The following is a 12,238-nucleotide window of genomic DNA, read 5'->3' on the forward strand; positions in this document are numbered from 1 at the left end:
CACACCGAGACGAAGGGTGATTAGCTCAGCTGGGAGAGCATCTGCCTTACAAGCAGAGGGTCGGCGGTTCGATCCCGTCATCACCCACCATTCGCTTCATGTGTTACGCGCAGCGGTAGTTCAGTCGGTTAGAATACCGGCCTGTCACGCCGGGGGTCGCGGGTTCGAGTCCCGTCCGCTGCGCCATATTCGGTAGCCTGGAACGCTGAACGCCAGGTCACCACAGAAAGCCCGCCTGATCGCGGGCTTTTTGCTGTCCGGAATATGGCAAAAAATCGTACGATGAACTTTTTTTGAATAAATTGCATTTAAATCAAGACATTACGATTTTTTGGTGTATGATGCGCCCACACCGAAACGAAGGGTGATTAGCTCAGCTGGGAGAGCATCTGCCTTACAAGCAGAGGGTCGGCGGTTCGATCCCGTCATCACCCACCATTCGCTTCACGTGTTACGCGCAGCGGTAGTTCAGTCGGTTAGAATACCGGCCTGTCACGCCGGGGGTCGCGGGTTCGAGTCCCGTCCGCTGCGCCATATTTGCTTCCATTAAGGCCCACTGAACGCCTGGAAGCCACGGAAATAGCGGCCTTGAGCCGCTTTTTTCGTTTTCTGAATTCCACTGGATTCCATCTCCAGCCACGGTTTTTAAGTACATATTTAAGTACACCGCTGGCACAGCCTTTTACGATTCATTGCGCATCAATTTTCGCATTGGTCCGTCTAGCACAGGGTTGTATTCCCCTCCTTGATGCGAAAGGAGGTGTCTGATGGCTCTGACAGATACAGCGATCAAGCAAGCCAAGCCCGCCAACAAGCCTTATACGTTAACTGATGGCGATGGCTTATCTCTGCAAGTGCCCCCAACGGGTTCGAAGCGCTGGCATTTCCGTTTCTATTGGCATGACAAGCAATTACGTATTTCCCTCGGCATCTATCCCGACGTGAGTCTCAAGGAGGCTCGTCAGCGGAGAGAGGCTGCACGTACGCTGGTGGCCAACAATATCGATCCCCGATTGCATCGCCGTGCTGAGCGGCAGAAAGCCTCTCACGCCATCAACAACACGTTTGAAGCGGTTGCTGGTCGTTGGCACGCGTTCCGAAGTAAGAAGCTGACGAAAAGTACGAAGGGCAGTGCAGGGCAAGCCAGCAAATACCTGAAGAAGGACATGCTGCCCTGTTTGGGCGATCTTCCGATCGCGAATGTTTCTCGTGGTGACGTGCTGGAGCTCATTCGGCGAATTGAGCGCAGAGGGGCGCTGGTCTCTGCTCGAAAGGTACGCACCTGGCTCAACCAAATCTTTCGTTTTGCCATGGCGGAAGGGCTTATTGAAGTGAACCCTGCCGCGGACCTTGATATCGTTGCTGAGACGCCGCGGCCAGTTCGCCATAATCCCTTCCTCCAGGTAAATGAGCTTCCAGGACTGCTCAGAACCGTCACCCACTATGGGTGTGCAGAAGCGACACGGCTTGGTATCCGTCTATTGCTGCTGACAGGGGTGCGCACAGGAGAGCTACGGGCGGCGACGCCAGACCAATTCGACTTCGACAAAGGAATCTGGCGGGTGCCGCCGGAGGGTGTGAAGCAACTCCGGAGTCGTGTGCGAACACAGGGGAATGAGATCCCACCTTACGTGATTCCGCTTTCTGCTCAAGCAATTGCAATTGTGCAGCGGTTGATGCAGTTAAGGGCGCGCGGTGCGCGTTATCTGCTGGTTCACCGATACGAACCGCAGGAAATGATCAGTGAAAATACTCTTAACACCGCGATCAGCCGTATGGGTTACAAAGGCAGGCTCACCGGTCATGGGATCAGGGCCACCATCTCAACGGCGCTCAACGAGGTTGGCTTTGCAGAAGAATGGATTGAGGCGCAGCTTTCCCACGCTGATGCCAACCAAGTTCGAGCTGCGTACAATCATGCGGAATACGTCGAGCCGAGACGTAGGATGATGCAATATTGGGCGGATTTATTAGATGCACTCGAGGTCGGCGTTTCGCCGCCTACGCCCGAAGCATACATGCCGCAGATCGGCCGAGTTCCTGCGTGTTTTCTGGGCTCTCAGTTGGAATAGGGTGATAGCAGCATGGGGTGCTAGGGGGCGAGTGTTCGAATCGCTCCGTCCTGACGATATATTCAATGGGTTGCGAGATTTTATCTCGTGACCCCTTTTTATTTCTAAGGGCCCTTACTCCTACGAAACGACTGGCTTTGGATGGAATCATCGTCTGTTTCGAAGAAAGTGGACGCGAGATTTCTAGGCGCCAATGTCCTCCGCAGTAAGTTCGGCGATGGAGGTTGTGAGGGGAACTAATTGACGACTCTTCGGCAGCCTCCAGTTTTGACTGTTGGGCGGCTGCGCTAACCGGGAAGTTCCAATAGCCCCATAAGACGAAATGTCAGCGAATCGGGGCTAGAAGATCTGGGGCTCGAAGCCCATCCATTCAACTCTGAGCCCCTATCGATCCACCTGAAACCGCGTGACCAGATTAGGCTGCCGCTGAGAGCGTGGCTTGCACGGCTTGATTCATCCAACCGTAGAAATCACTGGTCTTGGTCGGTCTACCATCTATAAGTACATCGCCGAGGGAGCCTTCCCTAAGCCGGTTTCACTGGGAGAGCGCAGCGTTGGTTGAGTGTAGGAGGAGGTACACGAGTGGATTTTGGCTCGGATCGAAGAGCGCGACACGGCCGAATAATTTGTTGCGTGAAGGGTGTTGACTAACCGGCATAAGCGCCATGGTCGGATCAACTCCGACCATGGCGCTTATGCCGGATGCTGTGCGGGTCGTTGTGAACGCTTCAGTGACTCATGGCATGCGTCCAGTGAGTTGATCACAATTGCCGACAGTGTGAGCAGGCTCATGCATGGGAGATGCTTTTTTTCCAGAGTGAAGGGATTATTAAAAAACTCAACATATTGTTGGGATTTCAGCGATATGCCTTCGCAGCTCTCGGAGGTTACTTCGTCGGTGCGGGTAATATGCTTTATAGACTTACAGATACCCATCCGCTAGGTGCATCCCTCGAAGGCGAATGCATCTGGGGCAGGAAGGAGGCCGGGCTAAAAACTACTCAGTGTGCAGAGGTTATGACCACCACTCCAAGAGTAGTAATCATGCTTCGTCACCCCGATAACCGAAACCTTCACTTCCACTACGACGACACCTTCGAAGGGCTGCCAGTGATGGTGGAGAAAGGCCCACTCATCCGCGAATACCTGGCTGATCTAAAACGCACCATCTGCCTGGCACTTGATCAATATCCCAGGGTGCTGGCATTCAGGGTGAACCTACGGCTTCCCTGTGATATTGAACTGGACGATTACATAGATTCCAACGAGGTCATTAGCAGGTTCTTCGCCTCATTCAAATCAAAGGTGAAGCATCACCGCGAAATAGCTGCACGGCGGTACCAGCACGCTCATAGCTGCAAAGTTCGGTACGTGTGGGCACGAGAGCAAGGGTGGCGTGGAAGGCCGCACTACCATCTGCTGATATTGCTCAACCGAGACGCTTTTTACACGGTAGGCAAAATCGCTTCAGACCGAGCCAACATGTTCAGCCGCTTGAACGAGGCGTGGGCGAGCGCGCTGGGGGATGCCAGTCGATCTAGTTGTAGGACTGGTAGAGATTCCAGATAACGCGACCTACAGAGTAGCCAGGGAAAAATCTGCGAAAGGGTTTGGTGGCGATGGGCTTGTTTCACTTTTCAGAAGGGCTAGCTACCTCTGCAAGTCGGCTACCAAGGCCTACGGAAGCAATCAGCATGGGTTTGGTTGCAGTAGGGGGTGACGGTTCGGGTTTCCGACACCGACGTAAGTGAACAATATTACGTTTTTACAGGCCCTTTTTGTATTCTGCGGTTTATTTCCGCCCTTTGATCATTGCGCCGCTCTGTATTGGGCTTACCTTTTTTGCTACAGCCCGATGACGCTCAGAGCCTGACGATATCTCTCAATGCCCCATGCCAACACTCAAATTTCACTTCTCTGCAACGCAGCCAAGAAATAGGATTAACCTCTATTACCAAGGAGTTCACCTGATGAAATTGATCGGCATGCTCGATTCCCCATATGTTCGACGTGTGGCTATTTCGCTGGAGGTGATGGGGGTCTCGTTCGAACACGCCGCACTTTCGGTATTCAGCGAGTTCGAAGCATTCGGTGCGATCAACCCGGTGGTAAAAGCACCAAGTTTGGTGCTGGATGATGGCAACGTGTTGATGGATTCGACGCTAATCATCGACTATTTCGAGGCGTTGAGCCCGGCTGAGCGAAAATTGATGCCGCACGAGGCCTTGCCTTTGGCCGCTTCGCTGCGCAGCTTAGGGCTGGCACTGGCTGCCTGCGAAAAGGCAGTGCAGATCGTCTACGAATATCAGCTGCGACCGGAGGAAAAACGCCATCAGCCCTGGCTGGAGCGGGTAACCAGGCAGTTATTGGCTGCTTGTCGTGCATGGGATACCCAATTGTCGGGGCGACAACCGGTTTCGCTAGATCGGCCGGGTCAGGACGACATCACCAGCGCCGTCGCCTGGTCGTTCATTCAGTTGATGGTCGCTGATGTGGTCAGGGCGGATAATTTCCCAGCGTTGCAGGCACATGCGGCACGCTGGGAAGCTACCGAGCTATTTAAACGCTACCCCCAGGTTTAATGGCACCAGAGCGCCTGATGGTCAGTCCTTCACCAGGGACGAGCGTTGGCTGTTGGACGAATAGGCCTCTCTCAGCATATAGCACAGGTACAGGGCCGACAGGATCAGCGCGGTCTGCAGCAAACCGAGGTATTGGGTGAGCAGGCCGCCGGCCAGGGTGACTGAAATGATGCCAAAGTAGGACGCCGCGTACTGGTAGGTGGCGACATGAGCCATGTCGGCGCTGGAGCAGGCGTTGACCACGTTGGCTTCGTAATTGAAGAACATCAGTTCCCACATGAACATGTAGGCAAAGTAGGCGGTGTAGCTGCTCGCCACGTTGTAGCCGCTGCTGGCGGCACACAGCGCGGCGAGGCTGGCGATACTCACCAGGCGCACCGCGGTGGCACTGAACGTGCGGCCGGTCTTGTTATAAAAGTAGAACGCGACTGCTCCGATCAGCGCGCCCAGGCTGCTGAGGATCTGCAGGTAACCCACGTATTCATCGTTCAGGCCCAACTGGTGCGCGGGAAGCGTTACCCGTGAGATGTTGAAAAAGCCCTGGAAGACGCTGACGAACACGATGGACGCCATCAAATAGTGCTTGAGCAGCGGGTTGTTTTTAAGCAGGTTCGCGAGGTTGTTGCTCTTGAGCAGGGTTGGCGCGTCGGGCGACTCCTTGTCTTCAATCGCCTGGCTGTCGGGCAGCAGCAATGACACCAGGCCGGCGACCGTAAAGAGCACAGCGACGGCGCTCAGAATGATCATCGGCGTGGTCTGGCCCTTGAAGTAAGCGAGCATGACACCGGCCAGGCCACCGGCAATAAACTGCGCGGTCAGGGTCATGGGCACGGCGAATTTAACGTCTTCGCCCGAGAAAAATCGTTTGATCGCGACGATCCGCGTTACTCGCTGAAGCGCATCAAGGAAGCCGATGGTCAACGCACCTGCGATGGCAATTATGGGGAACCTTGGCAGCAGCAGGAATATCCCCACCGCGGATATCAGACAGGCTGCGTTGGCCAGTGCGAAAATTGGTCGTGGCGAGCCCGAGGCCGCGACTTTCTTGATGGCGACGTAGAGCAGGATCGGCACCAGCATCGGTGCAACCAGCACCGCGTCGGCCAGCAGCACATTGCCGGTCGCGTTGTAGAGGTAATAGGAGAGGTAGACGTAACTGACGGTGCAGCCGGCGATGGACGCCAGGTTGATCACCCATAGCGTCATGCTCAATTTTCTGGCGTCCATGATTCGATCCATTTCAAAAAAGTGGTCGGGCAGCCGCGGCTGCCGTGTGGGTCATACGGATTCAGGCAACTGTTGCTCAAGCCCATCCAGCAGTTTGTAGGCCGACGCTTTCAGCGTGCTGGCGTCAGTGCTGATCAGAAACGCTTGCCCGGCATAATTGAGTACGCCGCCGGACAGGTCGTAAGGCGGGAAGGGCGCGCCTGGCGAGATGGACTGCGCCAGCTCGACATTCACCGAGGTCTCGTGGCCGGTGAGGGCTTTCCAGTCCACCTGGCTCGGCGCGAACACCCGCGAGGACGTCCATTGGGTCCCCAGGCTGTCGCAACCGATCAAGGCGATCGAGGCCGCCGCACAGCGCGGTGGGGTTTCTTCGAAGCCGGGAATCTCGCACTCATTGCCGAGGATGACGTCCAGGAACAGGCCGACATAGTCGACGCCGAACACCTCATCAAGCTCCTTGGCGATCGCCACGCCACCCATGCGCGCCGCGGTTTCCAGGAAGGATACTTCGCCATTGGCCATCAGCTTGAGTTCGGTGTGGGTCGCGCAGTTCTGCAACCCCAGGGCATCGATGGAGCGACTCACCCACTGCACGATCCGTTGTTTTTTCTCACTGTCCAGCACACAGGGCGCCACGTTACCCAGCTCGGTGAACGGCTCGATAGTGCGCAGCCGGCTGGTCATGGCGATCGGGTAGTACTGGCCGTCGCGCACCAGGCCCTCAACGCTCAGGTAATCGCCATAACCCTCTTCCTCGTACCAGGAATCGGTGGTCGACTCGATGATTTCCTCGGCAATCAGTTGCGGGAAACCCTGGCTTTCGCTGAACTCGTGGTCACCCTGCTGACGTGTGACTTCGGTCAGGTCCAGCATGCGCATCACCGCGCTTTCGCTTTCTTCGTGCCGGCGGATAATTTGCTGTGCGATGGAACCTGCGCCGTACGCCAGCTTGATCAGGAACGGCAGGCGCAATTTACGCGTGCCTGGCAGATCATCCAGCGACCTGACCGGGCAGAACAAGGGTTGCGGTATGCCCGCGGAGGCCCAGTGCTGGCGCATCAGAATCTTGTTGCGGGCCAGCATGACATTAGGCCCCACCCCGCGCAGTCCCAGGGAGTCGGCCATGTTCGAGACCGAGCTCAAGAGAAATTCGGCAAACGAGAACAGTGCGTCGGGGCTGATCTGCGTGGCGTAGGCATAGACCCGCTCCATGGCGGCGTCGGCGCTCAGGCCGCTGAAGTCTTCGACATGCTCGCTGTAGCGTTCGATGATCTGGCGATTGTAGGCCGACACCGGGCTGACAATGCAGGTGTGGACCGAGGCGCGCTCGACCATCTTGGGGTAGAAATAATCCAGCGGTGGACCGCCGATTGAATAGACGTAGAGGATTTTCTTTTTCATGGCGTTTCCTGGCGAAAGTGTCCGGGCTTAATCCTGGGGTTTGAAGGTGCACAAGGTGTCGTTGTAGACGAAGCCGTCCAGCCCATTGGTTTTGCAGTAGTGGTACAGGTCGCTGGTGCGGTTGATGAAGCCCGTGCCGTTGAAATTCAGCGATGTATTGCACAGCACGCCGGCGCCGAAGCGATCCCGGAAGGCGCTGAGCAGTGCATGGATGCCGGGGTTCTGTTGCGCGTTCACGGTCTGTGCCCGTGCCGTGCCGTCGACGTGGGTGATGGCGCCCAGGTCATGATTGATGACCTTCTGGAAATACAGCATGTGCGGTGACGGGCCCTGCCAGTCGAAGTGGCGGTGTACCTCTTCTTCCAGGCAAATGGGGGCCACGGGGCGAAAGCCTTCGCGCTTTTTGATGGCGTTGAGGCGGTCGCGTGTTTGCGTCGAGAACGGCTCGGCCAGGATCGAACGGTTACCCAGGGCGCGTGGGCCAATCTCGCAGTTGCCCTGGGCCCAACCAATGATGTGCCCGGTACCGATAAACTCGGCCAGTTTCGCCGGATCCAGGGGCTCGCGATGCACATCCGGCATGTGGGGTTGATCGTCGACGAAAGCCTGGCCGCAATAGACATCCCAACTGACCTTGGCCTTGCCGGTGAGGCGGCGCATGGCATCCACGGCCGTGCCGATGGCCGAGCCGGTGTCGTTGGTGCACGGCGGCACGAAGACGTCATCGAACAGGCCGCAGTCTTTCCACATGGTGTTCCAGTCGCAGTTCAAACCACAGCCACCCACCACCAGAAGCGGGTGTTTGCCCTGGGTCAGGTGTTGCCTGGCGTACTGGTAGAAACGATCGAACAGCGCATCCGAGAAACGTTTTGCCATGCGGGTGAAGTCAGGGTGTTCAAGGCCGATGTTGTAATACGGCGAGTCCTTCAGGTCGTCTTTGGCCAGGCTCAGCAGAATGCTGTCGCGGTCCAGCAGGAAGTCGGTAAGTTCACGCTCCTGGGGCGTCATTTCACCGGACTCACCGTAGGAACACAGCGCCATTAATTTGCCGGGGTCCTCGAAACGCAGCTTGCCCTTGGGCAGGGTGAACGTCGGGTCCGCCAGTGCATAGAGGAAGCCATATTTGTTGCCCGGGGTTTTCATCACCGACCCCAGGTGCTGCACCTGCAGGTGCTCGTCGATGAAGTAGAAGTCACCCAATGCGCCTTCCCAGACCAACGCATAGCACGGGCGACCCTGCTCGTAAGGCGACAGGCCATAGGCGCACCAAATGTGCGAGCTTTCATGGCTGGAGCTGAAGTATTGGACCTCTTTGCCAAACAGGTTGCGCGCTTGAACCAAGGTTTGTTCATCCGCTGTGCCGTAGTAGCCGGCACCAATCGAGGCGCCTTCATCCAGCGAGTTTTTGCCCCAGCCGCTGATCGCGACCACGTCAGGCACCTGGTCCATCAAACCGGCCGCTTCGACGAACTGATGGGGATTGAAGGCTTCATAGCGCGGGAAGCTGTCTTTCTCGGCTTCAAACGACCACAGCAGCTTTTGCTGGTCAGTGTCGATCAGGGCCACGGCACCGTCGTGCCCGGGTTTCATCGAAAAAATCTGCATGGGGTCTTCCTTGGCGAATGATGGTTGGCTTCAACGCAGTGGATAGATCGAGTTGGGTTTTTTCTTCTTGCGTTTGAACAGGCGGCTGAGGACCTGCTTGAGCGTGCCAAGTAAACCTTTGGAGGCTGTCTTGCCGGCCGGTGGAAGGTCGTGGGCTGGGTTTTTTTTCATGCTGGGCTCACTGGGTAATCAAGTGGTGGTGGATAAGCCGGGCGGCTTCGTCATAGCCGGCGTCGTTAAAGTGCACGCGGTCGACGAAGACCGTCTGTGACAGCAGTGGGGAATGCCGGTACATCAGGTTCATGTCGAAAAAATCGATGCCAAGCCGCCGGCATTCACGCTCGATGGCCGATGCGAACGGCGCGTGGTTTTCGGGACGCAGGATCTGGCTGAACAGCCGCCAGAAGTTGTTCGGGCAGCTGTCGATGGCATGGAAGACCGCCTCTTCGTCTTCGGTCAGAAAGTCGCGGGTCCAATAGGCCATGGGCTGCAGTACGAAGGTCAGGCGCGCGTTGAACGGGGCAAGCAATTGCTGCCATTGCTTGAGGGCGTTGCTCACGACCCAGGCCGCTCGTTCGAGTCGCTGCGCATTGTCGGTGGCGCGGTCATCAATGATTTTGTCCGCGGGGTTTTCGTGGCTGACCTGGCCGTCCAGGTAGTGCTTGAACCGGCTTAACCACCCGCCGCGTTTATCCAGCTCGGAGGCGTAAGTGTTGGTCCGGCGCTTGAGGTCGTCGTTGTACTTGCCCATGTAATGGTCGTACTCATACGAGTAGTAATAGCGCCCGTGCTCGGTGGCCAGCTCGTCCGGCAGCCCCTCCAGTGTGAGGGTGTTCATGCCGCTGAACACCACCACGTTTTGGATCGCCTGGAAGCGATGCTGATGCATCAGGAACATCACCACCTCTTGCACTGCGTTGTAGCCGCGCCCGCCGAAGTTGATCCAGGGCGCGTCGCTGTGGGCGGACAGCCGCGAGGCCACGGTCCAGTCATCAGTGGATGCGCCGGTGCCCAGGGTGGTCGAACCGCCCACCAGGATATTCACCGGAGCGTCGGCCGGCAGTTGGGCGACACTGACCTGGGTATCGCGGTAGCGACTCAGGCGAAAGCCAAAGGCGTCGGTATTGATCACCTCCGAGCGATAGTTGGGGTGATGGAAGAACATGGTGTAGGGCAACCAGCGCACACCCAGGTACATGAATTCATCGTATTCACGGATCTGTGGGGTCAACCGATAGACTTCCTGCACCGCGGCTTCGTGGGAAAGGGCAGCTGTTGGCATGGCGTACCTGTACGGGTCAAAGGGCTGGGCGTTTAGCCGTCGAGGCCGGGTTGAAATAGCTGTGCGGTGACTTCTTGCGCTTCAATTGCAACGGGTCGACGAAGATCGACAGCGCAAGCCCTACCGGCAGCAGGGCGACAAACAGCAATGCCAGCACTGGCACGAGCAAGTATTTGATCAAGGTCAGCATGGTGAGCAGGTCCGGTCAGTGGGCGGGTGGCAGGGTGGATCAATCCAGTTCGAATTCGGTGCGCCAATCCCCGTCGCCTTGCAGCGCCGGTTGCTGGTCTTTTTCCATCACGTAGCGACCGATGACCAGGTCGTCCATGTGCGTGCGCAGGAAGCACAAGTAAGCGTTTTGCGGTGTTTCGACGATGGGTTCGCCGCGCACGTTGAACGACGTGTTGATCAGCACCGGGCAGCCGGTGAGCGCGTGGAAGCGCTGCAGCAGGGCGTGGAAGGCACTGTTGGAATATTGGTTGACGGTTTGTACGCGAGCCGAATAGTCGACATGGGTTACCGCAGGAATGTGCGAGCGCACCACTTTGAGTTTTTCGATGCCCTGCAGCGGCTTGTCGATCACCGGCGTCAAACTCACCTCGGCGCTGATCGGCACCACAAACAGCATGTACGGGCTGCTGCTGTTCAAGTCGAACCAGGTGGCGGCGTGGTCTTCCAGCACGGCCGGGGCGAACGGGCGAAATGACTCGCGGTTCTTGATCTTGAGGTTCATCACGCTTTGCATATCCGGGTTGCGCGGGTCACCGAGGATCGAGCGCGAGCCCAGTGAGCGCGGGCCGAACTCCATCTTGCCCTGGAACCAGCCGATCACCCGGCCGGCGGCGAGTTTTTCGGCGACGATCTGGCTGCGTTCTTCATCGCTGACTTTGCGGTAGACGGCACCGCAGGCATTCAATGCGGCTTCCACCTGCACGTCGTTGTAGCAACTGCCGAGCAACGAACCGGCCATGCGGTCCGCCGCCTGGCTGGGGCGTACGGCCTGGCGGCGTTCGTACCAGCCGGTATAGGCGGCCCCCAAGGCCCCGCCGCTGTCGCCGGCGGCAGGTTGCACCCAGATCGATTCGAAGATGCCCGATTCCAGCAATTTGCCATTGGCGACGCAGTTGAGTGCCACGCCGCCGGCCATGCATAAATGGCGGGCGCCGGTTTGCGCTTTGATGGTTTGGGCCAGCTTGAGAATCACGCCTTCCAGCACCTGCTGCACCGAGGCCGCCAGGTCGAACTCGCGCTGGGTAATCTGGCTTTCGGGTTCGCGACGAGGGCCACCGAACAGCTGGGCAAATTTGTCGCTGACCATGCAATCGCCGACGGCGTAATCGAAGTACGACATATCGAGCCAGAAGCTGCCGTCGTCTTTGACGTCAATCAGGTGGTCGAGAATGGTTTTCGCATAGACCGGGTTGCCGTAGGGGGCCAGGCCCATCAGTTTGTATTCGCCTGAGTCGACCTTGAACCCGCAGAAATAGGTAAAGGCCGAGTACAGCAAGCCCAGTGAATGGGGAAAGCGGATATCCCACAGCGGCTTGAGGTCCTTGCCATTGCCCCACCAGGCAGACGTGGTGGCCCATTCGCCGACGCCGTCGATACACAGCACCGCTGCCTCGTCGTAGGGGCTGGCGTAGAACGCCGAGGCCGCATGGGACTGGTGATGGTCGATATAACTGATGGCAGGGCAGTACCCGTCGGCGGTACGGCAGCTGGCAAACTCACGCTTCAAGGTGCGCTTGATGTGGACTTTTTCAGTCAGCCAGGCGGGCATTTCAGACAGGAACGAACCCATTCCCTTGGCGCCGAAATTCAGGTACGTCACGCCGATACGGCTGAGTTTCTTGTAGGGGTTTTCGTAGTAATAAATATGGTTGACCTGGGAGAGCGTGATACCCGCTTGCTCCAGGCAGAAGTCGATCGCATTGCGCGGGAATCGAGCGTCCTGTTTCTTGCGGCTGAATCGCTCTTCCTGAGCGGCCGCGACAATGTGTCCATCGCCCAACAGCGCTGCGGCGCTGTCATGATAATAGGCGGAAATGCCAAGTACATAGCAAGTCACG

9 protein-coding genes, 4 tRNA genes and 2 pseudogenes are annotated in these 12,238 nt (G+C 57.4%); 8 read left to right on the top strand and 7 right to left on the bottom strand.

Annotated elements, in window-relative coordinates; genetic code table 11:
- Nucleotides 1-14: 14 nt before the first annotated feature.
- The 8 genes and pseudogenes from BLW22_RS06670 to BLW22_RS06705 all read left to right on the top strand — a co-directional run bounded on the left by BLW22_RS06670 (nt 15) and on the right by BLW22_RS06705 (nt 4,654).
- Nucleotides 15-90, top strand: a tRNA-Val gene (locus BLW22_RS06670).
- Between the two features lie 19 nt (nt 91-109).
- Nucleotides 110-186, top strand: a tRNA-Asp gene (locus tag BLW22_RS06675).
- Nucleotides 187-362: 176 nt separating this feature from the next.
- Nucleotides 363-438, top strand: a tRNA-Val gene (locus BLW22_RS06680).
- A gap of 19 nt (nt 439-457) precedes the next feature.
- A tRNA-Asp gene (locus tag BLW22_RS06685) sits at nt 458-534 on the top strand.
- A 233-nt stretch (nt 535-767) separates the two neighbouring features.
- On the top strand, nt 768-2,072 hold the full coding sequence (locus tag BLW22_RS06690) for a tyrosine-type recombinase/integrase (RefSeq protein ID WP_074844757.1): 1,305 nt from the start codon (nt 768-770) through the stop codon (nt 2,070-2,072).
- Nucleotides 2,073-2,511: 439 nt separating this feature from the next.
- A pseudogene (locus BLW22_RS06695) lies at nt 2,512-2,640 on the top strand (AlpA family phage regulatory protein).
- 476 nt (nt 2,641-3,116) lie between these two features.
- A pseudogene (locus tag BLW22_RS06700) lies at nt 3,117-3,792 on the top strand (inovirus Gp2 family protein).
- Nucleotides 3,793-4,042: 250 nt separating this feature from the next.
- On the top strand, nt 4,043-4,654 hold the full coding sequence (locus tag BLW22_RS06705; RefSeq protein WP_074844764.1) for a glutathione S-transferase: 612 nt from the start codon (nt 4,043-4,045) through the stop codon (nt 4,652-4,654).
- Nucleotides 4,655-4,675: 21 nt separating this feature from the next.
- Here BLW22_RS06705 and BLW22_RS06710 read toward each other — a convergent pair whose 3' ends face one another.
- Genes BLW22_RS06710 through BLW22_RS06730 form a run of 7 tightly spaced genes read right to left on the bottom strand, consistent with a single transcriptional unit; the run spans nt 4,676 to nt 12,237 of the window.
- The gene (locus BLW22_RS06710) at nt 4,676-5,881 is read right to left on the bottom strand and encodes an MFS transporter (RefSeq protein WP_083381322.1); all 1,206 of its coding nucleotides are present in this window, start codon (nt 5,879-5,881) and stop codon (nt 4,676-4,678) included.
- A gap of 51 nt (nt 5,882-5,932) precedes the next feature.
- Nucleotides 5,933-7,282, bottom strand: coding sequence for an ATP-grasp domain-containing protein (locus tag BLW22_RS06715; protein WP_074844767.1), 1,350 nt, complete (start codon nt 7,280-7,282; stop codon nt 5,933-5,935).
- 27 nt (nt 7,283-7,309) lie between these two features.
- On the bottom strand, nt 7,310-8,887 hold the full coding sequence (locus BLW22_RS06720) for a carbamoyltransferase C-terminal domain-containing protein (protein WP_074844770.1): 1,578 nt from the start codon (nt 8,885-8,887) through the stop codon (nt 7,310-7,312).
- 30 nt (nt 8,888-8,917) lie between these two features.
- Nucleotides 8,918-9,058, bottom strand: coding sequence for a hypothetical protein (locus BLW22_RS34820; protein WP_159440233.1), 141 nt, complete (start codon nt 9,056-9,058; stop codon nt 8,918-8,920).
- A 7-nt stretch (nt 9,059-9,065) separates the two neighbouring features.
- Nucleotides 9,066-10,169 (bottom strand): MFS transporter, encoded by a 1,104-nt coding sequence (locus BLW22_RS06725; RefSeq protein WP_074844774.1) that lies wholly within the window; start codon nt 10,167-10,169, stop codon nt 9,066-9,068.
- A gap of 16 nt (nt 10,170-10,185) precedes the next feature.
- Nucleotides 10,186-10,359: a hypothetical protein gene (locus BLW22_RS34825; protein ID WP_159440234.1), complete on the bottom strand. Its 174-nt coding sequence runs from the start codon at nt 10,357-10,359 to the stop codon at nt 10,186-10,188.
- 39 nt (nt 10,360-10,398) lie between these two features.
- Nucleotides 10,399-12,237 (bottom strand): carbamoyltransferase family protein, encoded by a 1,839-nt coding sequence (locus BLW22_RS06730; protein ID WP_074844780.1) that lies wholly within the window; start codon nt 12,235-12,237, stop codon nt 10,399-10,401.
- Nucleotide 12,238 lies beyond the last annotated feature (1 nt).

Origin of the sequence: Pseudomonas marginalis, from assembly GCF_900105325.1 — a bacterium.
GTDB classification, from domain to species: domain Bacteria; phylum Pseudomonadota; class Gammaproteobacteria; order Pseudomonadales; family Pseudomonadaceae; genus Aquipseudomonas; species Aquipseudomonas marginalis.